The following is a 22,685-nucleotide window of genomic DNA, read 5'->3' as shown; positions in this document are numbered from 1 at the left end:
CTGAGCAGTCTCGGGGCGATGACCTCGGTCACCGCAGCCTGCGCGGCCCCTGGTCCGGAGCTTGCGCGGAGGCACCGATGGCGATCCGGGCACCTGTCACGGCGGCGCCGCCCGGCCCGGCCAGCACCGGCTGCAGCGCCAGCTCCCGCACGTCCGGGAGCTCCTCGGCCAGGATCGCCACCCGCAGCAGCAGGCCCTCCAGCGCTTCCAGGTCGGCCGGTTCGGTGCCCCCGTAGCCCGCCAGCAACGGCGCCGCGCGCGGCGCGCGCACCAGGGAAGCCACGTCGACATCGGTCACCGGCAACGAGCGGTAGGCCTTGTCACCCAGCAGCTCGCTGGCGACACCCGCCAGGCCGAAGGACACCAGGGTGCCGAACGACGGGTCGTCGAGCAGGTCGATCACGCACGAGGTGCCGCGCTCGGCCATGCGCTGAACGTAGACCTCGTCGAGACCGGAGACCTCGCGCACCGCCGCGTAGGCCGTGCGCACCGCCTCCGCGGTGTCCAGGTCGAGCCGGACGCCGACCAGGTCCTGGCGGTGCCGCAGGTTGGAGCTCGTCGACTTCAGCGCCACCGGATACCCCAGCGCCTCCGCGGCCGTCACGGCGGCCTCGGCCGTCCGCACCCGGTGGAAGGCCGTCACCTCGATGCCGTAGCAGCGCAGCAGCTGCACCACCCGGTCGTCGTCGAGCCGGGTGATCCCGTCCTCGAGCCACTCCTCGACCAGTGCCTTCGCGCGGTCGGAGTCGATGCCGTCGGGCCGCACGAAGTGCCCCTTGGGAGCGGCGCGCCACTGCGCGTAGCGGGTGACGCGCGACAGCGCGGCCACCGAGCGCTCCGGACTCGGGTAGGACGGCACCGAGCCCTGCCCCGCCATGCCGTCCGCACCGGGCACCACCAGTTCGTCGGGCACGCCCTCGGCGGCCAGGAAGGTGGTCACGACCGGTTTGCAGCTGGACACCCCGGCCTCCTGGAGCGCCTCGCGCAACGCGCGAGCGTAGGCCGCCCCCGGTACCGCCACCGGCGGCGCGAACACCGTGACCAGGGCATCGACGTCCTCGCGCAGCGCGGCATCGCGAACCGCGGCGGCGAACTCGCCGGGTCCTGCCGCGGCGCCCACGTCGACCGGCTCGTGGGCGAGGGTGAGGTCCTGCGCCTGGGCGACGTCGGCCGCGATCATGCCCAGCGCGGCGGAGTTGCCCACGATGGAAACCCGGTCGCCCTGCGGCAGCGGCTGGTGGGCCAGCAGCAGCGCCGTGTCGAACATCTGGGCCACGGATTCGACCCGGATCACGCCGGACTGCTCGAACAACGCCTGCACGCTGCTCTCGTCGATCTGCACCGAAGTCGCGGCCAGCCCGGGGCGGACCGCGTTCCTCCCGGACTTGACCACGATCACCGGCTTGCGCCGCGCCAGCCGCCGGGCCAACCGGCCGAACTTGCGCGGGTTGCCGAAGGACTCCAGGTACAGCAGCACCACGTCGGTGGAGGGATCGGTCTGCCAGTACTGCAGCAGGTCGTTGCCCGAGACGTCGGCCCGGTTGCCCGCCGAGACGAAGGTGGACAGCCCCAGGCCGCGCTCGGTCGCGGTTTCCAGGATCGCCACGCCGAGCGCGCCGGACTGGCAGAAGAACCCGGTGCGCCCGCGCCCCGGCAGCTGGGGAGCGAGGCTGGCGTTGAGCCGGAAATCGGGATCGGTGTTGACCACGCCCAGCGCGTTCGGACCGACCACCCGCATGCCGTGCACCCGGGCGGAACGCACCATCTCGCGTTCCACCTCGCGCCCCTCCGAGCCGCTCTCGCTGAACCCGGAGCTGACGATGACCAGGGTCTTCACACCCTTGGCCAGGCAGTCGTCCAGCACCTCGTCGACCCCGGCCGCCGGAATCGCCACCACCGCGAGATCGACCTCGTCGGGGATGTCGAGCACCGAGCCGTAGGAGCGCACCCCGCGCACCGACCGGTGCTCGGGGTTGACCGGGTAGACCGGCCCGGTGAAGTCCGCGGTCAGCAGGTTCGTCAGCACCGCGTGCCCGATCTTGCTGCGATCGGTGGAGGCGCCGATCACCGCGACCGACTGCGGCCGCAGCAGGTTGTGCACGCTGCGCGCCTCGGCCGCCTGTTCCCGGGCGCGCGCCACCGCGACCGACTCCTCGGTGGGGTCGATGTCGAACTCCAGGTGCACCACGCCCTCTTCCATCGCGCGGCTGACCTGATAGCCGGCGTCCCGGAAGACGCGCACCATCTGGGAGTTCTCGGCGAGGACCTCGGCGACGAAGCGCCGCAACCCGCGTTCCTGCGCGGCGGCGGCCAGGTGCTCGAGCAGGATCGACCCGAGGCCCCGGCCCTGGTGGTCGTCGCGGACCACGAAGGCGGCCTCGGCCGACTTCTGCTCCCCCAGCCTGTCGAAGCGGCCCACCGCCACGATGTCGTCGCCGAGCAGGGCCACGAACGCGACGCGGTTGTGGTAGTCGACCTCGCTGAAGCGCCGCACGTCGCGCTCGGGCATCCGCGGGTAGGGCCCGAAGTAGCGGTAGTAGCGGGTCCGATCGCTGAGCCTGCTGTGGAAGGTGACCAGCTTGTCCGCGTCCTCCGGGACTATCGGCCGCAGGTGGACGGTGCCGCCGTCGGAGAGCACCACGTCGGCTTCCCAATGACGCGGGTAGTCCCGCGAGGGCCGGCCCGCTCCGGTTGCCTCTTCGTCCACTTCGGACTCCTCAGTCGCGGCTGTCCGCCGGGTCGAGCCCGTGCAGCGGGAACACCGCGTGCCGGGCATCGCGGATCGCGGTGTCCACTGCGGTCGTGGTCACCCCGGTCCAAGGTTCGTAGGAAGGGTCGCTCCCGTCGCTCATCGACGTCGGCAGCGCGATGTTCTGCGCACGCCGAGTCGCGTACGCCATCCAATCCTCCGGGATCGTGGTCTCCGGTGCGATGTCCCGGTCCAGGAGTGTCGCCAGCAAATGGGTCCAAGCACGCGGAACGACGCGGAACAGCGAATAGCCCCCGCCGCCCAGCGCCAGCCACTTGCCGCCCGCGCAGTTCTCGGCCAGCTCCCGCAGGTCCTGGTAGATCGCGCGCTGACCGTCGACGCTCAGCGACAGGTCCGCCAGCGGATCGTCGCGGTGCGGATCGGCACCGCACTGGGTGACCAGCACCTCCGGTCGGAAGTCCGCGAGCAGCGAGGGAACCACGGCGTGGAAGGCGCGCCTCCAGCCGCTGTCCCCGGTGCCCGGGGGCAGCGGGATGTTGACCGCCGTACCGTCCGCGCCGTCCTTGCCGACCTCGGTGGCGAAGCCGGTACCCGGCCACAGCGTGACCGGGTGCTGGTGCAGCGAGACGGTCATGACCCGCGGGTCGTCGTAGAAGGCGGCCTGCACCCCGTCGCCGTGGTGCACGTCGACGTCGAGGTAGGCGATGCGCTCAACGCCCTGCTCGAGCATCCAGGCGATGGCTACCGAGCAGTCGTTGTAGACGCAGAACCCGGCCGCGTTGTCGGCCATCGCGTGGTGCAGGCCTCCTCCGATGTTGACCGCGCGGTCGGACCTGCCCGACACGATCTGCTCGGCCGCCCCGATCGAGGCGCCTGCGACGAGCGCCGATGCCTCGTGCATCCGGTCGAAGATCGGGTTGTCCTCGGTGCCCAGGCCGTGCCCGGCCTCGTAGCCGCTCAGCGGCGCGGCGCGCACCGCCGCGAGATACTCGGCGGTGTGCACCCGCAGCAGGTCCGCCTCGGTGGCCGGCTGCGGCTTGACCGCATCGACGCCGTCGAGCAGGCCCAGCGAACGGGCCAGCCGCATCGTCAGGTCCAGCCGGATCGGATGCAGCGGGTGATGCCCACCGAGGTCGTATTCCAGCAGCGCTTCGTCCCAGACAACGGCCAACTCAGAACCCATGCCCGGACGCTACCCCGGCCGTGGCCGCTCCCACAGGCTTCGTCCCGCGGTCGTTATTCCGCGAGTGCCTGTTCCGGGTGCCTGTTCCAGGGCCCGCTCCGGGGTCGCGCGCGGCGGTGCGGCCCGCCGGCCCGAGACGCCCGCCCGGCCTTCGGCAAGCACTCCTGCTGTGCGGGCCGCTCGAAGCGGTTCCGCGCGGTCCCCGGCCGCGCTCAGCCCGGCTGCTCCCCCGTGATCGCCGGGCGATCCGGGTCGGCCGACCAGTTCGACCACGAGCCCGCGTAGAGCGCTGCCGGGTTGCGGGAGTCGGTGATCCCGGCGTGTTCCAGCGCCAGCAGGACCGAGCAGGCCGTCACTCCGGAGCCGCAGTAGGTACCGATCGGCTGACCGGCCCGCACGCCGAGCCCGGCGAAGTGCTCGGCCAGCTCAGCGGGCGATCGCCACCGCCCCGACCCCGCGGTGTGCGCGCTGAACGGGGCGTTGCGGGCGCCCGGGACGTGACCGGCGCGGGGATCCATCGGTTCCACCTCGCCGCGGTAGCGCTCCGGGGCGCGAGCGTCCAGCAGCACGCCCACCCGGGCCGTCCTGGCCGCCTCGTCGGCATCGATCACCGGCATCGAACCCGGCCGCACCCGGAACCCGCCGTCGCCGGGTTCCGGGTTCTCGGTGTCGGTCGGTTTGCCCTCGGCGACCCAGGCCGCGTACCCGCCGTCGAGCACCGCGACGTTGCGGTGCCCGGCCCAGCGCAGCAACCACCAGGCCCGAGCCGCCGCCGAACCGTTGTCCGCGTCGTAGACGACCACGGGACGGTCGGCGTCCACCCCGGCACGGCGCAGCACCGACTGGAACGCCTGCGGTTCGGGCAACGGATGCCGCCCGCCCGGCCCCGGTTCGGCCGCCAGTTCGGTATCCAGGTCCACGAACACCGCCCCCGGCAGGTGCCCCCGTTCGTAGGCCTGCCTGCCCGGCGGGCCCTGCAGCGACCACCGCACGTCCAGCAGAGTCGGGTGCGGCTCCGCGCGAAGCGCGGACATGAGATCATCGGTACTGATCAGAGGATGCATGACGGCCTTTCCGAGCCCGCCGACAAGGTCTGTCGACAATCCTTGCCTGTCAACTCCCCGGCCACTAACTGTTGTCGCTGGTAGCGGCTAGCATCGTGGTTGGGACTTGAATGGGGAGCCGACGTGAACGATCTCATCGATACCACTGAGATGTACCTCCGCACCATCTACGACCTCGAAGAGGAGGGCGTGGTGCCGCTGCGGGCCCGCATCGCCGAACGACTCGAGCAGAGCGGCCCGACCGTGAGCCAAACCGTCGCCCGCATGGAGCGGGACGGCCTGCTCGCCGTCGCCGAGGATCGACACCTCGAGCTGACCAAGGCCGGGCGCGCCCGCGCGATCAGCGTGATGCGCAAGCACCGGCTCGCCGAACGACTGCTCGTCGACGTGATCGGGCTCGAGTGGGAGCACGTGCACAACGAGGCCTGTCGTTGGGAGCACGTGATGAGCGAGGCCGTCGAGCGCAAGCTGGTCAAGCTGCTCGGTGGCCCGAACACCTCCCCGTACGGCAACCCCATCCCAGGCCTGGACGAGCTCGGCGTCGACCACATCGACGCCGCACCCGACGGCGATCTGCAGCGCGTCGACGAGATCGCCCGCAGTGGCGGCGGCCGCGCGGTCATCCGCCGGATCGCCGAGCACGTGCAGCTCGACCCCGATCTGATGACCGATCTCAAGCAGGTGGGCGTGCTGCCCGGCAACGAGGTCGAGATCAAACCGGTCGCCGGGCCGAACAAGCCGATCGTGGTGCAGGGCCCGCAGGGCAACGCCGAGCTGACCTCCGGCATCGCGCACGCCGTCATGGTGGTGCTCGCCAAGTGAGCAAGTCCCCCAACGCAGCGGAGCTGTTCGCCGAGACCTACGGCCGCGCCCCGCACGCCGTCTTCTCCGCTCCTGGCCGGGTCAACCTGATCGGCGAGCACACCGACTACAACGACGGCTTCGTGCTCCCCTTCGCACTGCCGCACCGGGTCGCGGTCGCCATCGACGGCCGTGACGACGGAGTCCTGGCGGCCACCACCCTCGGCGACGACGGACAGCTGCACGCGGCGCGCGAAGCGCCCGTCGAGGAGATCGCACCCGGCAGCCACAAGGGGTGGGCCGCGTTCCACGCCGGTGTGGCCTGGGCGCTGCACCAGGCCGGTTACTCGATCGGGGGCGCCGATCTCCTGATCGTCGGTGAGGTTCCCACCGGCGCGGGCCTGTCCTCCTCGCACGCGCTGCAGTGCGCGGTCGCGCTGGCCCTGCTGGACCAGGCCGGCTACGCGCCGGGCGAGGCGGGCTCGCCCAACCTGGCCCAGGTCGCACGACTGGTGCAGATCTCGGAGAACGACTTCGTCGGCGCGCCCACCGGGCTGTTGGACCAGACGGCCTCGCTGTGCTGCGTCGAAGCCCACGTGCTGTTCCACGACGTGCGCAGCGGCGCATCCGAGCAGGTCCCCTTCGACCCGCGCGGCAGCGGTCTGGAACTGGTGGCCATCGACACCCGCGCGAAGCACTCGCACAGCGAATCCGGATACGGTGACCGGCGCAACGGCTGCGAACGGGCCGCGGAACTGCTGTCGGTCGAGGCGCTGCGCGACGTATCGATTGAGGAACTTCCCGCAGCGCTGGACAAGCTGCCCGAGGAGCTGCGGCCGCTCGTCCGGCACGTGGTCACCGAGAACGACCGGGTGCTGCGCACCGTCGAGCTGCTGCGCGCCGACAAGTACGCGGAAGTCGGTCCGCTGCTGGACGCCTCGCACGCCAGCCTGCGCGACGACTACCGGGTCTCCTGCACCGAGCTCGACCTCGCGGCCGACGCCGCCAAGTCCGCAGGTGCCCTGGGCGCGCGCATGATCGGTGGCGGCTTCGGCGGCTCGGCGATCGCGCTGATCAACAGCTCCGAGCGGGCGGCGGTCGAACGAGCGGTTCTGCGCGCCTTCGCCGAGCAGAACCTCGCCGAGCCGCGGATTTTCACCGCGATACCCTCCGCGGGTGCGGGCCGGGACCGCTGAGCGCGGACCCGCCGCGGTTGCTCGACCAGTTCTCCCACGGAAGGCAGTAAGCACTTGAAGCTCCTCGTCACAGGCGGCGCCGGCTACGTCGGAAGCGTGTGCGCCGCGCGGCTGGTGGAAGCAGGGCACGACGTCGTCGTGGTCGACGACCTGTCCACCGGGCACGCCGACGCGATTCCGGACGGCTGCAAGTTCGTGGAGGCCGACATCGCGGAGGCGGCAGGCGACCTGCTGGCGGAGCCCTTCGACGGAGTGCTGCACTTCGCGGCCAAGTCGCTGGTCGGCGAGTCGATGGAGAACCCGCAGAAGTACTGGCACGGCAACGTGGTCACCTCGCTGCGGCTGCTGGACGCGATGCGCGAGCACGGCACGCCGCGCCTGGTGTTCTCCTCGACCGCCGCCACCTACGGCGAACCGGAGATCGAGCTGATCACCGAGGACTCTCCGACCGACCCGACCAACACCTACGGCGCGACGAAGCTGGCGATCGACCACGCGATCACCTCCTACGCCGCGGCGCACGGCATCGGCGCGGCCAGCCTGCGCTACTTCAACGTCGCCGGCGCGCACGGCGCGATCGGTGAGCGGCACACCGTGGAGACCCACCTGATCCCGATCGTGCTGCAGGTCGCCCTGGGCCAGCGGGACCAGGTGCAGATCTTCGGGGAGGACTGGCCCACCGCCGACGGCACCTGCGTCCGCGACTACATCCACGTCACCGACCTGGCCGATGCGCACCTGCTGGCTCTGAAGGGCACGCAGCCCGGGCAGCACCGGATCTACAACCTGGGCAACGGGACGGGGTTCTCGGTCAAGCAGGTCATCGACACCTGCCGCGAGGTCACCGGGCACCCGATCCCGGCGAAGGTCGCCCCGCGCCGCGCGGGCGACCCGGCCACCCTGGTCGCCTCCAGCCAGGCCGCCCGCGAGGAGCTGGGCTGGCAGCCGCAGCGCGCCGACCTCGGAGTGATCGTCCGCGACGCGTGGGAATTCACCCGGGCTCGTCACCAGGCCTGAATGCTCGCCGCCGGCGCGCCGAGCGGTGCGGCTGGGATCGGCCGCGCCCGGTCCTGACTCGTCGCGCATCAGCACGCCTCTTCGCTCTCGAGGAGGAGCTGGGCGTCCTCGGCCGAGATTCGGGCGATAGCGTCGAGTTCGGCGGGTGGGATCCCGGCCTCCATCGTCTGGCGCAGCAGGGCACCGAGCCGGTGATCGGGCTGGACCTTCTCGATGCGTTCGAGAGCCACCGAGGCGAGCCCGCCCTCGCCCCGCAGGTAGGCCGAAAACGCCAGCAACGCCGCGACCTCGGGAAGTTCGGCGTCGGGGGCCTTGCGAACCAGGGACAGCCAGAGCTCTTCGGCCGGGTGGGCGTGCTCGCTCAGCGCGGTGCCGAGCAGGATGTCGCGCACCCGGGTGTCGGAGACCGCGAGCAGCACGCCTTGCAGGTCGTCCTCGGTCAGAGCCGTACCCGCGGCGATGCGCCGGATGGCCGCGTGGACCTTGCGCACGTCCCGCCCCACCCGGTCCGGGTCGGTCTCGTCGAGGGCGTCCTCGGTGAGCGCGTCGAGCCTGGCCGACCAGCGCGCGATCACCTCCGGCGATTCGGGGGCCACCAGCTCCCGGAGCTCGTCCTTGCTGCCGAAGGTCACCGCGCCGTTGGCGGCCATCACCGCGCCGATCGGTGATTCCTTCGGGTCGGGAATGGTCCCCTCGCAGTCGACGTCGTCGTAGCAGCGCCAGGGCGCCCCTTCCCGGATCTGCGGTGCCCACACGGCGTGCGCGGTGACGATTCCGCTGCGCCGGAGAGTTTCCTTGACCACCTCGACGACCGAGAGCATGGGCGGGCCCGCCTCCTCGAGCAGGCGGATCCGCTCGGCCTCGGCTCCCTGCGTGCTCAGCGGCCCCTGCAGCAGGAACTCGCCGAACCCGCACGCCTGCATCGGGCAAGGCAGGTCGACGCGCATGGTCGCACCGAACCTCGGCGTGCCCGCCAGGTCGTGCAGGCTCACCAGCACGAACGAGTCGTCCGGGTGGAATCCGAGCAGGTGCGGCACGGCGGCGAGCACGTCGCCGGGTTCGCTGATCGAGATGTCGGTGTTGAGTCGCGTTGTCATGCCGCACAGGTTGGCGACGAAACCCGCTGCGGCGGAAGCGATCCGGCCAAATCTGTGGACCACTGAGTCCGGTGTGGACAACCATTGGTTGAAACACCTGAAATCACGCTGAAGTGTGACGATCATCCGGGTATTCACCGTCACCGGATCGGCTCTGACGCTAGGTCGCCGTACCCGAATGATCGTCACAACAGCCGCGCGCTACCCGACCGAACCGGCCATCGGCAGTTCGATGCTGGTGCGGGAGAGGTCCAGCCGCAGCCCGGCACCCGGCTCGGGTCGCAACGTGAAGTCGTGATCGCTGGAGAGCACGACCAGCCCGAGCCGATGCCCCGGTTCGAAGACGTGATCGTCGGGCTGCATCCGCACGCTGATCTCGTAGTTGCGCCCGGGCTCGACCGGGGTCGTGCGATCGATGGCCTCGCGGTTCTGCGGGTCGGCCCAGCCGCGGGTGATCACCGAGACGCGACCGTCGGGCGCCTGGTCCACCAGCAGCGCCGTCACGTTCGCGGCGGGCCGGTCGAAGGTCAGCGCCAGATCGGCGCGCACCTCACCGCTGAGCCGGGAGGACTCCGCCAGCGGCGAGGTGAAGTAGGCCAGCCGGTTCGGCGATCGCGGCGCCGCCGCCAGGTCGCGAGCCGGTTTGCTCGCGTCATCGGTCAGCCCCTCGGTCACCGGCGAGCGCACGCCCCGGGCGTCCAGCCCGCCGCGCTCCGCACCGCCCGGCGTCGGCCGCAGCTCGACGAGTTCGGCCTGCGGCGCAGGCCACTCCGCCTCCTCGGCCCAGCTGCCGTCGGCGCGCTGCACGGTGGCCCGTGGCTCGCCCTCGACCCCGTTGGGCACGTCGTGGAGGTAGCGGGTGAACCAGCGGTTGAGGGTGCGCAGCCATTCCTGCTCGCGCAGCTCGATCGGGTCCGTGTGGCCCGACCGGTGCCACCAGATCTTGTGCGGCACGCCGTGTTCGCGCAGCGCCTCGTACCACTGGGCGGCCTGGCGGGTCTTGACGTTCCAGTCGTTCAGGCCGTGCACCTGCAGCACCGCCGCGCGCACGTCGCCGACGTCGTCGAGGTAGTTGCGCGCGTCCCAGAAGGCGTTGTAATCACCGGTGACCCGGTCCTGCTCGCGGGTGAGCTCGTCGATCACCGGACGGCAGACCTCGCGGTCCTCGCGGGTGTGCACGTACTTCGCCAGCACGTCGGCGTCCTCGCCCTGGAAGCCGCCCGGAGCCACCACGGCGCCGTCGCTGCGGTAGTAGTCGTACCAGTTCGAGATCGCCCCGATCGGCACGATCGCGTCGAGTCCCTCGACTCCGGTGCTCGCCACGGCGTTCGGCAGCGTCCCGTTGTAGGACACGCCCATCATGCCGACCTGCCCGCTCGACCAGTTCGCGCGGTGCGGCGCGCCGTTCGCGTCGCGGGCGGGAGCGCGGTGGTCGAGCCAGTCCACCACCGACTTCGCACCGATGGTCTCGTTCGCGGCGCCGGTGGTCGGACATCCGGTGGACTCGCCGGTGCCCAGCGATTCGGCGTAGACCACGGCGTAGCCCCTGGCCAGGAAGTACTGCTCGTAGGCCCAGTCGATCCGCGCGGCGGTCGCCCGCTGGTCGTTTCCGGTGGAGCGCGCCGACCGCTCGCCGGACTCGCCGGGCACGTGGAGCTCGGTGTCGACGTCGTGGTTGCGCACCTCGTTGCCACCGGAGAAGTACGGGCTGGCCCGGTAGACGACCGGAACCCGGAGGCCGCGCTCGGTCTCGGCCGGTCGCACCACCTGCACGTGCACCCGATCGGGTCGGCGATCCCGGTCGCTGTCCACCGGAGCGGTGACGAACAGGTCCTCGCGCACGGCCTCCTGCGGGTCGAAGACCGGCTGCGCGGCTCCGTCCCGGAAAACCGGGCGCTGCGGAGGGTCCGCGCTCGCGGTCGAACCGATCAGGGGCAGGACGACCAACGCCGCTAGCAGACCCGTCGCACATCGCCGCATTCGCAAACTCCCATGAGCAGGACGAGAACCCGAATCCGTCCGAAATCGGACGCAACCCTTGCAACGCGCGAGCCCACCGGCAAGTCCGTGTCCACTTTCGGACCCGGCGTCGTGGGCCCGCGTAGGCTCGACCCGGCAGCAGACCACCGTCCAGCGAGGAGCGCTCATGTCAATTCCGTCCAGCGTGCTGACCTCCGCCGGTTTGATCGGCGGTTTCGCGGTCGCGCAGGCCAGCAAGCACCGGCACTGGGGAGGAATGGTCGCGGCAGGCGCCGGACTGGGCGCCGTGGAGACGTGCCGCCGCCGCGCGGGCGTGGCCCCCGCGCTCGCGCTCGGCACCACCTACGCGGGCGCGCTCTACAGCTCGCACCCGCTCGCGAAGAAGCTCGGCGCCTGGCCGTCGGTGTTCGCGGTGACCGGCGCGACCGCCGTGGTCGCGACCCTGCTCGCGCGTCCGCGCTGATCTTCAGGGGCTGTCGCAGCACGCGGCAGCAGCCGCCGTCTCGAGTGCGGGACTCAACCGGCGCCGCCGCGGGGTCTCAGACGTCATCGGGCGAGAACAGCCGCAGCGCCGCGCAGGTGGCTGCTCAAGGCGCGGAGCCCGACGACGTCCGAGGGCCCGCTACGCGAACCCAAAGCTGGAACATCTCCTCAGCCCGCGAGGAAGTCCTCGAACGTGCGCTGCCCGACCGCCCGATCGGGCAGCAGGTTCCCGCCGTCCCGCAACGCGCGAAAGAACGCGCCGGGCGGACGCACCGGCAGCACCGCGCGGCGCCGCCCGGTCGCGCGCAGGTAGGCGCGGGTCAGCGACTCGTGGCTGCGGATCTGCGGACCGCCCACGTCCGGCAGCCTGCCCGCCGGTTCGCCCACTGCGAGTTCCGCGAGCCGGTCGGCGACCTCGCCGACGTCGACCGGCTGGAACCGCACTCCGGAGAGCACGGCGAGCGCGGGCGATCTGACCTGAATCCGCGCGAACTCGGCGATCAGGTCGTGGAACTGGGTGGCACGCAGGATCGTCCACGGCAGCCCGGAGTCGACCAGCAGCCGCTCGGCCTCGAGCTTGGCCCGGTAGTAGAACATCGGCAGGCGGTCGATACCGGCGATCGAGATGTAGATCAGGTGCGGCGAGCCGGCACGGCGGGCACCGGCCAGCAGGTTGCGCATCGCGTCCACGTCCTTCGCACCGTTGGTGGTCGCGCAGTGCACGATCGCGTCCGCAGCACCGACCGTGACCCGGTTGCGCAGATCCCCGACCACCCGGCCGGGTCCCTCGTGCCGGCTCAGCACCCGCACGTCGTGCTCTCCGCCGTTCAGCCTGCGTGCCACGGCGCTGCCGAGCGTGCCGGTACCGCCGGTGATCAGAATCGATTTGCCCACGGTCACACCTCCAGGGTCCGCCGGCGGGGCGAGGCTCCGCATCCTCGCTCCGATGGCCGATGAGCAGGGCCAATGCTCACACGTTGTGCAGGTCACATGCCGTCGTCAATGTTCTGGACCGGCGGAATATGCTGTTTACCGAACCGTTGCCCACGACACCGCTAAGGAAGACCCGGTGACCGATCCAGCTTCATCCATCGAAGAGCTGACCGCCCAGCGCGACCAAGCCCGCAAGGACCACGCAGACCTCGTCGCGCGCGGCCTCAAACTGGACCTCACCCGGGGCAAGCCCTCGCCCAAGCAGCTCGACCTGTCCGACGCCCTGCTCGACATGGGCGGCCCGGCGGTCGGCGCGGACGGCACCGACCTGCGCAACTACGGTGGCCTCGCCGGCCTGCCCGAACTGCGCGAGATCTTCAGCAGCAGCCTCCAGGTGCCCACCGAGCAACTGCTCGCGGCGGGCAACTCCAGCCTCGAGCTGATGCACGACGCCATCGCGTTCGCGATGCTGCACGGGCTGCCCGGCGGTGAGCGCCGGTGGGCCGACGAGCCGGAGATCGCGTTCCTGTGCCCGGTGCCCGGCTACGACCGGCACTTCGGGGTCTGCGAGAAGCTCGGCATCGAGATGATCAACGTGCCGATGACGCCCGAGGGTCCGGACATGGACACCGTCGAGCGACTGGTTGCCGAGGACTCCCGGATCAAGGGCATCTGGTGCGTGCCGAAGTACAGCAACCCGGACGGCACCATCTACTCGGACGAGACCGTGCGCAGGCTGGCCGCCATGCCCTCGGCCGCTCCGGACTTCCGGGTCTTCTGGGACAACGCCTACGCGGTGCACCACCTCACCGAGACCGAGCACGAGATCGCCGATCTGCTGGCGCTGTGCGCGGAGCACGGCAACCCGGACCGCGCGTTCGTCTTCGGCTCCACCTCGAAGATCACCTACGCGGGCGCGGGCGTGTCGTTCTTCGGTTCCTCGCAGGCCAACATCGACTGGTGGCTGGCCGCGACGTCCAAGCGCAGCATCGGCCCGAACAAGGTCAACCAGCTGCAGCACGTGCGGCTGCTGCGCGACGCCGAGGGCCTGCGCGAGCAGATGCGCAAGCACGCCGCGCTGATCCGTCCCAAGTTCGAAGCGGTGGACAAGATCCTCGGCTCCGAGCTCGGCGACACCGGCCTGGCCAGCTGGAGCAAGCCCGAGGGCGGGTACTTCATCAACTTGGAGGTTCCCGAGGGCTGCGCCAAGGCCGTGGTGGCCAAGGCCAAGGAGGCCGGGATCGCGATGACCCCGGCCGGGGCGACCCACCCCTACGGCGAGGACCCGACGGACTCGGTGATCCGGATCGCTCCCACGTACCCGGAGCTGCCGGACGTCGAAGCCGCCACGCAGGCGCTGGCGACCTGCGTGCGGCTGGCGGCCACCGAGAAGCTGCTGGCCGACCAGCAGGGCTGAATTCGATACCAGCGGGTGGCTCGACTTCGCGTCGGGCCACCCGCTTTTCGCCGTCCGGACCCGGTCGCGGCCGAGGCGCGGTTCGCCCGCAGCCGCGCTCAGGGACGTTCGAACGTCCGCGAACGGCCTGCGACGGCGAAACCGCGGCGCGGGTACCAGCAGTGCGGCCAGTCCTCGGCATCGGCGATCAGGAATCGGATGCCGCAGCCCGCGTTGGCGGTCAGCCGCAACGCGGTGTCCAGGACCGCAGCGGCAAGGCCTCGCCGGCGGTGGAGTTCCGAGGTCATCAGGTCTTCCACCTGGGCCGTGGCGGCCGGTCCAGGTGGAGATCGGTCCAGGAGGCGATCTCCCCCTCGTGCGTGCGCGCCCAGGAAGTTCACGACCTCGGCCGCGCGCCGACGAGCCGCGCGGCGGTCGACGAGCTGGCGGACGACCCCGTGCTCGGCCTCCGGGAGCGGGCTCCGCAGGCGCAGGTCGAGCGGAGCGGACAACGCCGCGAGATCCGCCACCTCAGCGCGCCACCGCTCGAGACCCGGCCGGTGCGCACCGTGATCAGCTGCGTCGAGCGGGTGCACCCGGCTCGACGCGACGGGTCCGCGACCTCAGCTGCGGTTTCTCGTCGAGGACGGTGATCGAGCGGTGCGGCAGGTGCGGCAGCGCTCGCTCGGCGATGTCGGGCAATGCCTCGCAGTCCACCGCGCCGTCGATGTCCAGCTGGTCGTCCGCGCGGGCATGCGCGAAAGCCTCGTCTTAGACCGCGAAGCCTCCCGTGGTCTCGGCACAGCTCGCCGCCCGTCGGAAGGCGAAGGCGGTGCGGAATGCGTTGATCCGCTGGGAGCCCTGCGCTCGGCACAGCAGGCACCCCAGATCTCGGCACGCCGTCGGTCAGTCTCCGCGGTCGCCGACGCGATGAAGGGCCTGGGCCGGTGGAACACCGCGCCCAGGCCCTTCATCCGACCTGGCTGTTCAGTTGAGCTTCAGCGCGTCAGCTGCAGCCGGAGGTGGCGCCGCAGCCCTCGCACAGGTAGCAGGACCCGGACGGGCGCATCTTCGTGCCGCAGGTCATGCACAGCGGCGCGTCGGCCGCCTTGCCGAGCTGCAGCTCGAGGAGCTCGGTGGAGCTGCCCACGTTGCGCTTGTCCTCGTCCTTGGGCTCGGACTTCTGGTAGTCGACCGTGGACCGCAGGGTGTCCAGATCGACGTCACCGCCGCCCTGCGCCGGTGCCGGCCCACCGTTGACCTGGGCGTCCCGCTCCTCGGTGGTGAAGATGCCCAGCTGGGCACGCTTCTCGTAGGGCAGGTAGTCCAGCGCCAGGCGGCGGAACAGGTAGTCCAGCACGCTGCTGGCCATCCGGATGTCCGGGTCGTCGGTCATGCCGGCGGGCTCGAAGCGCAGGTTCTGGAACTTCGAGACGTAGAACTCCAGCGGGATGCCGTACTGCAGGCCCACCGAGATCGACATCGAGAAGGCGTCCATCACACCGGCCAGGGTCGAGCCCTGCTTGCCGAGCTTGACGAAGATCTCGCCGAGCCCGTCGTCCGGGTAGGAGCCCGCGTGCAGGTAGCCCTCAGCACCGCCGACGGTGAACGAGACCGTCTGGCTCGGGCGCTTCTTCGGCAGGCGCTTGCGGACCGGGCGGTACTCGATCTGCTTCTCGACCGCCTTCTCCTGCTCACCGGACTCGCCCTTGCCCACCGACAGCGGCTGACCGACCTTGCAGTTGTCGCGGTAGATGGCCAGGGCCTTCAGGCCCAGGCGCCAGCCCTCGAAGTAGAGCTCCTCGACGTCCTCGACGGTCGCCTCTTCGGGCATGTTGACCGTCTTGGAGATCGCACCGGAGATGAACGGCTGCACCGCGGCCATCATCCGCACGTGGCCCATCGGAGCGATCGAGCGCTGGCCCATCGCGCAGTCGAAGACCTCGTAGTGCTCCGGGCGCAGACCCGGCGCGTCGATCACGTGCCCGTGCTCGGCGATGTACTCGACGATCGCCTCGACCTGCTCCTCCTGGTAGCCCAGGGCCTGCAGGGCACGCGGCACCGTCTGGTTGACGATCTGCATCGAGCCGCCGCCGACCAGCTTCTTGAACTTCACCAGCGCCAGGTCGGGCTCGATACCGGTGGTGTCGCAGTCCATCATCAGGCCGATCGTGCCGGTGGGGGCCAGCACCGACGCCTGGGCGTTGCGCCAGCCGTTCTGCGAACCGATCTCCAGGCCTTCCTGCCACACCTGCGTCGCGAGCTTGTGCACCGCGTTGTCGTTGGTGTGGTAGGTCCGGACCAGGTCGTTGGCCGCGGCGTGCTTGCGCATGACCCGCTGGTGCCCCTCGGCGTTGCGGGCGTAGCCCTCGTAGGGCCCGACCACGCCGGCCATCTCGGCCGACCGCTTGTAGGCGGTACCGGTCATCAGCGAGGTGATCGCACCGGCCAGCGCGCGACCGCCGTCCGAGTCGTAGGCGTGACCGGTGGCCATCAGCAGCGCGCCCAGGTTGGCGTAGCCGATGCCCAGCTGGCGGAACTTGCGGGTGGTGTCGCCGATGGCCTCGGTCGGGAAGTCCGCGAAGCAGATGGAGATGTCCATCGCGGTGATGACGAACTCGACGGCCTTGGAGAAGGTCTCGGCGTCGAAGGTCAGGTCATCGTTGAGGAACTTCATCAGGTTCAACGACGCGAGGTTGCAGCTGGAGTTGTCCAGGTGCATGTACTCCGAGCACGGGTTGGACGCGGCGATCCGACCGGTCTCCGGCGAGGTGTGCCAGTCGTTGATCGTGTCGTCGTACTGGATGCCCGGGTCGGCGCACTCCCACGCGGCCTTGGCCATCTTGCGGAAGATGCCGCGGGACCGCACCGACTCGACGACCGAGCCGTCGGTGCGCGCGCGCAGCCCGAAGTCGCCGTCGCTCTCGACCGCGCGCATGAACTCGTCGGACACGCGGATCGAGTTGTTCGCGTTCTGGTACTGCACCGAGTTGGAGTCGGCGCCGCCGAGGTCCATGTCGAAACCCGCGTCGCGCAGCGCGCGGATCTTGTGCTCCTCGCGCGACTTCGTCTCGATGAACTCCTCGACGTCGGGGTGATCGACGTCGAGCACGACCATCTTGGCGGCGCGGCGGGTGGCACCGCCGGACTTGATGGTGCCCGCCGAGGCGTCGGCGCCGCGCATGAACGAGACCGGCCCCGAGGCGGTACCGCCGGAGGACAGCAGCTCCTTGGAGGAGCGGATGCGGGACAGGTTCAGGCCCGCGCCGGAACCGCCCTTGAAGATCAGGCCCTCTTCCTTGTACCAGTCGAGGATCGACTCCATCGTGTCGTCGACCGACAGGATGAAGCAGGCCGACACCTGCTGCTTCGAGCTGGTGCCGACGTTGAACCACACCGGCGAGTTGAAGCTGAACACCTGGTGCAGCAGCATCCAGGTCAGCTCGTGCTCGAAGATCTCGGCGTCGGTGTCGGTGGCGAAGTAATTGTTCGCGACACCGGCCGCGACGTAGGTCTTCACCACGCGGTCGATCAGGTCCTTGAGGCTGCTCTCGCGCTCCTCGCTGCCGACCGCACCGCGGAAGTACTTGCTGGTGACGATGTTCACCGAGTTCAACGACCAGAAGTCGGGGAACTCCACCCCGCGCTGCTCGAAGTTGACCGAACCGTCCCGCCAGTTGGTCATCACCACATCGCGGTGCTCCCACTTGACCTCGTCGTAGGGGTGCACTCCCTCGGTGGTGTAGACGCGCTCGACCCGGATGCCCTCGCGGGCACCTGTGTCCGGCTCCCCCGCTGCACCGGCCGGGCTACCGACGGTCTCTGTCATGACCTGCCCCTTTTCCTTCTTCATCGCTCGCTGGTCAGTCGCTTCTCGCGTTGCTTCGGCCCCGTCCGGGCTCCCCGTCCGGTTCGGTCGTGACTCTGTGTTTCGGGTGTTGCGCGGCGTCCCGCCTCGGGACGCCGACCGCCGTTGCGCGCTGCCGCCCCCGCTGCGGGACGTGCGCCGACGCGGCTTACTCACCGCTGCTCCCCGTGTCCTTCCCACCACCGACCGGCGCGGCCTCCCGCGCCGCGCGCAGATCGGCGATCTCCTGTTCGAAATCCTCCACCGAGGAGTAGGCGCGGTAGACGCTGGCGAAGCGCAAGTAGGCGACCTCGTCCAGCTCCCGCAGCGGTCCGAGTATGGCCAGCCCGACCTCGTGACTGGGCAGCTCGGCCATCCCGGAGGACCGAATGGCCTCCTCGACCTGGTGCGCCAGTTGCTGCAGCGCGTCCTCTTCTACCGGACGCCCCTGACAGGCTCGGCGCACCCCGCGAACGACCTTCTCCCGGCTGAAGGGCTCGGTGACCCCCGATCGCTTCACGACCGACAACACCAGTTCCTCGATGGTCGTGAACCGGCGACCGCATCCCGAACAGGACCGTCGGCGCCGGATCGCCTGACCTTCCTCGACCTCTCGAGAATCGACGACCCTGGAGTCGTCGCCGCGGCAGTACGGGCATCGCACCGGCCATTCACCCCCTCCCCCTCGGCTCGCCGACGACCGACTCCCACCAGCCGACGACCGGTTACGTCCATGGGGTACCCACGCACCCGGCCAGCCCAACGTGTGGGCTAAACACATGGAAGTAACTACTAGATGTTGTGGTCGACTCTAACCCCACGCCAGATCGCCAAGCAAACCGACACACCCCTGCCGGCGGGGCGGGTTTCGCATCCGCGCACTACGCTGCGGAAATCCGCGATGCGGCAGCCACACCACAACATGTTGTGGCCGTCTCAGCCGTTGGTCGGCACAACCAGGCTCTGGCCGGTCTCCACCGACGGAGCGCCGAGGCCGTTGGATTCGACGATCCGCTGGACCACCGCGTGCGGGTCGGAGCCGGACGCCATCCGGTTCGCGATCCCCCACAGAGTCTCGCCCGCGCGAACCTGCACCACGGTGGTCTCACCCACCTCGGGCGCGTCGCCCATCCCGAACAGGCCCACCATGATGACAAAGCCGCAGGTGAAGATCGCCACCGAGGCCAGCAAGACCCACTCCCCCGGACGCCCGGCCGCGCGCGGTCGCGCGCACGATCTCGCCACGAACCGGCCCCACCGGCCGCTTCGCCCCGCGGCGCGACCGCCGACCGGCCCGCCGCGCTCGCGGAGGCCGGCTTCCGGCCACTCGATCGGTTCCACTTGAGCTCGCGCCGGGCGGACGCCCCGTTCGACCGGACGAACTCGCCGTACTGTGTCGATGGACGTGGTCATAGCGCCTCCCGCACGAACGATGATCGAATGCGTGTTCGATCGAACCTTCGTGCGATTGTGGACCACGAGTGCACCCCGGCGCGAGACCCAGCCCCGAAATTAGCTCGAACAGGTGTTTGATCTCGACGTTTGTCGCGTCTACTGTGGAAAGCGGGCGGCGGACCAGGTCTCCGGGGACGATTTCCAGGGGTCCCGGACGCGTCGGCCGACACGACCAGGACCCCAGAGAGTCCAGCACCGCGGTTCACACGGACAACAGGAGGCAGCGGTGGCGAACAATGCGACCGGCTCGATCACGGGCCGCGTACACGACATCAAGGACGCCCCGGCCGAGGTGGACGAGCTGCCGGAGCAGCCCAGCGGAGCCGACGAGCTCAGCGACCGCCAGCTGCGCGTGCTGCAGGCCATCCGCGAGTGGATGCACGAGCACGGCTACCCGCCGAGCGTGCGGGAGATCGGCGACGCGGTCGGGCTGACCTCGACGTCGTCGGTGGCCTACCAGCTGCGCGTGCTCGAGCGGAAGGGCTACCTGCGCCGCGACCCGCACCGGCCGCGCACGGTCGGCGTGCTGGTCGGCACCGAGGAGGACTCGGACGCCGAGTCGAAGCCCGCGGCCTACGTTCCGGTGGTGGGCCGGATCGCGGCCGGTGGGCCGATCCTGGCCGAGGAGGCGATCGAGGACGTCTTCCCGCTGCCGAAGGAGATCGTCGGCGACGGCACGCTCTTCCTGCTCAAGGTGGTCGGCGATTCGATGGTCGACCTGGCCATCACCGACGGCGACTGGGTTACCGTCCGGCAGCAGCCCGACGCGGACAATGGCGACGTGGTAGCGGCGATGATCGACGGCGAGGCCACGGTCAAGACCTTCAAGCGCACCGACGAACACGTGTGGCTGATGCCGCACAACTCGGCCTACGAACCCATCCTGGGCGACGACGCGAAGATCCTGGGCAAGGTCGTCGCGGTGCTCCGCCGTCTCTGAGCGCCGCTTCGACGAACCCCGGCGCGGGCGGTGCCGATGCGGGCTTCGCCCCGCGCCTGTACCGCCGGCACCAACGACGCCGGCACCAACGACGCAGGCGCCGCATCAGCGATGCGAATCAGGCACGCCTGCGGCGCCAGCCGATGAGGTACATCAGCAGCGCGGCGGCAACACCCGCCAGCAGCATCGCACTACCGGTGGACAGACCGTCCTCCGCGCTTTCGCCCGAGGCCTCGCCACCGGGTGATGTCCCACCGACTTCCTCGGCGGTGACCGGGCCGCCGTCGGCGCCGGGGATGCGGCGAATCGGTTCGTAGCCCTCGGAGCCGGACAGCAATCCGCCACCCGGCTCCCAGGCGATGGCCTCGCCCTGCTCCTCATCGGGCAGCGGGATGCGGACCGGTTCGCTCTCGAGCGCGCTCAGCACGTCGCCGTCCTGAGCGCGGTAGACGTAGGCCTCGGTGTAGGTGCGCAGCGCCACCAGGTTCCCGTCCGCGCTGACCGAGCCGCCGGTGATCATCACCGAGCCGACTGCGGTGCTCACCGGCCCGCCGGGCGTGCGCGTGGAGCGCAGCGAGACGCTCCCCACCCGCTCCATCGGGACCGTGCGCTGAGCGTCCAACGGCTCCGCTGGCCGGTACACGCCAGCCGTGCCCAACGGCTCCTTGGTCACGACGTGCGGCACGCCGGAGCCGTCCAGCAGCAACGCCTCGGCGTCGTGCGGGCCGTCCGGGTAGGACATCCGGTACAACGCGGCGCCCCCGCCCGGAGGCAGCACGTGCAGCGCGACGTCCTCGCGCTTGGCCCGGTTGTCACCGGTGTCGGCCAGCCACAGGGTGCCGTCGCGGAGCGCCAGGTCCTCGACGTCGTACGGGTTCTGCGGCGCGGTGCGTACCGACCGGACCTCGCAGGTGGCGGGATCCAGCTCGAAGACCCGCACCGACGAACCGCCGTCGCCGACGGCGTACCAGCGCGCCCCATCGGAGACCAGACCGGACAGCTCGGAGAGCCGGGAGTCCTCCGGCGCGCACAACTCGACCGGGGGGATCCGGTTGACCTGGACCGCTTGGGCCGCGTTCGCCGGACCGGTCGCGGTGAGCAGGACAGCGGCCGCTAGCGCGCCGCCGATGCGATCAGGCCGCACCAGTCGCCGAGAAGGCCTCGAGGGAAGCGGCCAGATCCGGGCGAACCTTGGCGCGCAGGCGCGTGCCCTCCGGAGTGTGGTCCTCGTCGACGATGTCGCCCTCCGAGTGCATCCGCGCGACCAGTTCGCCGCGCGTGTAGGGCACCAGCACGTCGACGAACACCTCCGGGCGCGGCAGGCGGTCGGCGATGATCTCGCGCAACCCCTCGATTCCCTTGCCGCTGTGCGCCGAGACGAACACCGCCTCGGGCAGCAACCTGCGCAGCTCGGCCATCCTGGTCGCATCGACCGAGTCGACCTTGTTCACGACCAGCAGCTCGGGCGGCATCTCCGCCTCCTGCTGCCCGGCGATCTCGCTCAGCACCTCGCGCACCGCGGCGACCTGCTGGTGCGGCGACTCCTCGGAGCCGTCCACCACGTGCACGAGCAGATCCGCCTCGCCCACCTCCTCCAGGGTGGAGCGGAACGCCTCGACCAGCTGGTGCGGCAGGTGCCGGACGAACCCGACGGTGTCGGTGAGGGTGTACGGCCGCCCGTCCGGGGCGACCGCGCGCCGGGTCGTCGGGTCCAGGGTCGCGAACAGCTCGTCCTCGACCAGGACGCCAGCGTCGGTCAACGCGTTGAGCAGGCTGGACTTGCCCGCGTTGGTGTAGCCGGCGATGGCCACGCCCGGAACCTGGTTGGCGTTGCGCCGACCGCGCTTGGTGCCGCGCACGGTGCGCATCGCGGCCAGCTCCTTGCGCAGCTTGCTCATCCGCTTGTGCACCGCACGGCGGTCGGTCTCCAGCTTGGTCTCACCGGGACCGCGGGTGCCGACACCACCGTTGGCGCCCGCCCGGCCACCGGCCTGCCGGGACATCGCCTCACCCCAACCGCGCAGGCGGGGCAGGTAGTACTGCAGCTGAGCCAGCTCGACCTGCGCCTTGCCCTCCTTGGAGGTGGCGTGCTGGGCGAAGATGTCCAGGATCAGCGCGGTCCGGTCGATGACCTTGACCTTGATCTTCTCCTCCAGCTGGCGCAGCTGGCCGGGCGAGAGCTCGCCATCGCAGATGACGGTGTCGGCTCCGTTGGAAGCCACCAGGTCGCGCAGCTCGCGAACCTTGCCCGAACCCACATAGGTGCCCGGGTCGGGGCGGTCGCGACGCTGGACAACGCCTTCGAGGACCTGGGAGCCCGCGGTCTCGGCCAGCCGGGCCAGCTCGGCCAGGGACGCGTCCGCCTGGCTCGCGTCCCCTTCCGTCCAGACCCCGACCAGCACCACGCGTTCCAGGCGCAGGCGCCGGTACTCGACCTCGGTGATGTCGTCGAGCTCGGTGGACAGGCCCGTGATCCGGCGCAACGAGGCGCGATCCTCGCGCTGCATCTCGCCCGCGGACGGCTCGTGGCCGGACAGGATGGGTTCGTACTCGTCCGGCTCGGGCGTGCTGCCCTGGAGCTCG

At 70.6% G+C, this 22,685-nt stretch carries 18 protein-coding genes; 6 read left to right on the top strand and 12 right to left on the bottom strand.

What is annotated here, in order from left to right; genetic code table 11:
- Window positions 1–28: 28 nt before the first annotated feature.
- The 3 genes from ABD289_RS08180 to ABD289_RS08170 form a co-directional block, all read right to left on the bottom strand.
- Window positions 29–2,776 carry a bifunctional acetate--CoA ligase family protein/GNAT family N-acetyltransferase gene (locus ABD289_RS08180; RefSeq protein ID WP_425564616.1) on the bottom strand — a complete coding sequence of 916 codons (2,748 nt, stop codon included), beginning with the start codon at window positions 2,774–2,776 and terminating at the stop codon, window positions 29–31.
- The gene (locus ABD289_RS08175) at window positions 2,718–3,893 is read right to left on the bottom strand and encodes an acetoin utilization protein AcuC (protein ID WP_344128376.1); all 1,176 of its coding nucleotides are present in this window, start codon (window positions 3,891–3,893) and stop codon (window positions 2,718–2,720) included. Before ABD289_RS08175 ends, ABD289_RS08180 begins: the two co-directional genes overlap by 59 nt.
- A 212-nt stretch (window positions 3,894–4,105) precedes the next feature.
- Entirely contained in the window at window positions 4,106–4,957 is an 852-nt protein-coding gene (locus ABD289_RS08170; RefSeq protein WP_344128374.1) for a sulfurtransferase, read from the bottom strand.
- Between the two features lie 123 nt (window positions 4,958–5,080).
- Here ABD289_RS08170 and ABD289_RS08165 point away from each other — a divergent pair, with 123 nt between their 5' ends.
- From ABD289_RS08165 to galE, 3 genes are read left to right on the top strand one after another with little or no spacing between them, the layout of a single operon-like run.
- A complete protein-coding gene (locus ABD289_RS08165; RefSeq protein ID WP_344128372.1) occupies window positions 5,081–5,779 on the top strand; it encodes an iron-dependent transcriptional repressor DtxR in 699 nt (232 codons plus the stop codon).
- Window positions 5,776–6,954, top strand: coding sequence for a galactokinase (galK, locus tag ABD289_RS08160; RefSeq protein ID WP_344128370.1), 1,179 nt, complete (start codon window positions 5,776–5,778; stop codon window positions 6,952–6,954). Before ABD289_RS08165 ends, galK begins: the two co-directional genes overlap by 4 nt.
- Before the next feature lie 54 nt (window positions 6,955–7,008).
- Window positions 7,009–7,971 carry a UDP-glucose 4-epimerase GalE gene (galE, locus tag ABD289_RS08155; RefSeq protein WP_344128368.1) on the top strand — a complete coding sequence of 321 codons (963 nt, stop codon included), beginning with the start codon at window positions 7,009–7,011 and terminating at the stop codon, window positions 7,969–7,971.
- A 68-nt stretch (window positions 7,972–8,039) separates the two neighbouring features.
- On the opposite strand, the gene ABD289_RS08150 is transcribed toward galE, so the two are convergent.
- Together ABD289_RS08150 and ABD289_RS08145 are read right to left on the bottom strand one after the other, a co-directional pair.
- A complete protein-coding gene (locus tag ABD289_RS08150; RefSeq protein WP_344128366.1) occupies window positions 8,040–9,068 on the bottom strand; it encodes a DUF4192 domain-containing protein in 1,029 nt (342 codons plus the stop codon).
- Between the two features lie 201 nt (window positions 9,069–9,269).
- The gene (locus ABD289_RS08145) at window positions 9,270–11,048 is read right to left on the bottom strand and encodes a Xaa-Pro dipeptidyl-peptidase (RefSeq protein ID WP_344128364.1); all 1,779 of its coding nucleotides are present in this window, start codon (window positions 11,046–11,048) and stop codon (window positions 9,270–9,272) included.
- Between the two features lie 166 nt (window positions 11,049–11,214).
- On the opposite strand from ABD289_RS08145, the gene ABD289_RS08140 reads away from it, so the two are divergent.
- A complete protein-coding gene (locus ABD289_RS08140; protein WP_344128362.1) occupies window positions 11,215–11,511 on the top strand; it encodes a hypothetical protein in 297 nt (98 codons plus the stop codon).
- Between the two features lie 188 nt (window positions 11,512–11,699).
- Here ABD289_RS08140 and ABD289_RS08135 read toward each other — a convergent pair whose 3' ends face one another.
- The gene (locus ABD289_RS08135) at window positions 11,700–12,425 is read right to left on the bottom strand and encodes an SDR family oxidoreductase (RefSeq protein ID WP_344128360.1); all 726 of its coding nucleotides are present in this window, start codon (window positions 12,423–12,425) and stop codon (window positions 11,700–11,702) included.
- A gap of 175 nt (window positions 12,426–12,600) precedes the next feature.
- On the opposite strand from ABD289_RS08135, the gene ABD289_RS08130 reads away from it, so the two are divergent.
- Window positions 12,601–13,881 carry an aspartate aminotransferase type Ic gene (locus ABD289_RS08130; RefSeq protein WP_344128358.1) on the top strand — a complete coding sequence of 427 codons (1,281 nt, stop codon included), beginning with the start codon at window positions 12,601–12,603 and terminating at the stop codon, window positions 13,879–13,881.
- Window positions 13,882–13,979: 98 nt separating this feature from the next.
- Here ABD289_RS08130 and ABD289_RS08125 read toward each other — a convergent pair whose 3' ends face one another.
- From ABD289_RS08125 to ABD289_RS08110, 4 genes are all read right to left on the bottom strand, one after another.
- Entirely contained in the window at window positions 13,980–14,390 is a 411-nt protein-coding gene (locus ABD289_RS08125) for an N-acetyltransferase (protein WP_344128356.1), read from the bottom strand.
- Between the two features lie 476 nt (window positions 14,391–14,866).
- Window positions 14,867–17,689 (bottom strand): vitamin B12-dependent ribonucleotide reductase, encoded by a 2,823-nt coding sequence (locus ABD289_RS08120; RefSeq protein WP_344128354.1) that lies wholly within the window; start codon window positions 17,687–17,689, stop codon window positions 14,867–14,869.
- Between the two features lie 187 nt (window positions 17,690–17,876).
- Entirely contained in the window at window positions 17,877–18,371 is a 495-nt protein-coding gene (gene nrdR, locus ABD289_RS08115) for a transcriptional regulator NrdR (RefSeq protein ID WP_344128352.1), read from the bottom strand.
- A gap of 272 nt (window positions 18,372–18,643) precedes the next feature.
- On the bottom strand, window positions 18,644–18,898 hold the full coding sequence (locus ABD289_RS08110; protein WP_344128350.1) for a LysM peptidoglycan-binding domain-containing protein: 255 nt from the start codon (window positions 18,896–18,898) through the stop codon (window positions 18,644–18,646).
- 490 nt (window positions 18,899–19,388) lie between these two features.
- On the opposite strand from ABD289_RS08110, the gene lexA reads away from it, so the two are divergent.
- Complete coding sequence (lexA, locus tag ABD289_RS08105) at window positions 19,389–20,102, top strand: transcriptional repressor LexA (protein ID WP_425564615.1); 714 nt, start codon at window positions 19,389–19,391, stop codon at window positions 20,100–20,102.
- Between the two features lie 118 nt (window positions 20,103–20,220).
- Here lexA and ABD289_RS08100 read toward each other — a convergent pair whose 3' ends face one another.
- On the bottom strand, window positions 20,221–21,246 hold the full coding sequence (locus tag ABD289_RS08100) for a hypothetical protein (RefSeq protein ID WP_344128348.1): 1,026 nt from the start codon (window positions 21,244–21,246) through the stop codon (window positions 20,221–20,223).
- A complete protein-coding gene (gene hflX, locus ABD289_RS08095) occupies window positions 21,236–22,609 on the bottom strand; it encodes a GTPase HflX (RefSeq protein WP_344129174.1) in 1,374 nt (457 codons plus the stop codon). Before hflX ends, ABD289_RS08100 begins: the two co-directional genes overlap by 11 nt.
- Between the last annotated feature and the right edge of the window lie 76 nt (window positions 22,610–22,685).

The sequence above is a fragment of the Saccharopolyspora halophila genome, assembly GCF_039531955.1.
Classification (GTDB): Bacteria; Actinomycetota; Actinomycetes; order Mycobacteriales; family Pseudonocardiaceae; genus Saccharopolyspora; species Saccharopolyspora halophila.
Note: the sequence above shows the minus strand (reverse complement) of the source record. Positions and strands in the feature narration are given on the sequence as shown.

Coding starts and splice junctions, on each gene's coding strand:
- ABD289_RS08150 (WP_344128366.1), bottom strand. CDS start 9,068: ATGACAACGCGACTCAACACCGACATCTCGATCAGCGAACCCGGCGAC.
- ABD289_RS08170 (WP_344128374.1), bottom strand. CDS start 4,957: ATGCATCCTCTGATCAGTACCGATGATCTCATGTCCGCGCTTCGCGCG.
- ABD289_RS08180 (WP_425564616.1), bottom strand. CDS start 2,776: ATGCCCGGCACGCGGTGTTCCCGCTGCACGGGCTCGACCCGGCGGACA.
- hflX (WP_344129174.1), bottom strand. CDS start 22,609: ATGCAGCGCGAGGATCGCGCCTCGTTGCGCCGGATCACGGGCCTGTCC.
- ABD289_RS08120 (WP_344128354.1), bottom strand. CDS start 17,689: ATGACAGAGACCGTCGGTAGCCCGGCCGGTGCAGCGGGGGAGCCGGAC.
- ABD289_RS08140 (WP_344128362.1), top strand. CDS start 11,215: ATGTCAATTCCGTCCAGCGTGCTGACCTCCGCCGGTTTGATCGGCGGT.
- ABD289_RS08175 (WP_344128376.1), bottom strand. CDS start 3,893: ATGGGTTCTGAGTTGGCCGTTGTCTGGGACGAAGCGCTGCTGGAATAC.
- ABD289_RS08145 (WP_344128364.1), bottom strand. CDS start 11,048: ATGCGGCGATGTGCGACGGGTCTGCTAGCGGCGTTGGTCGTCCTGCCC.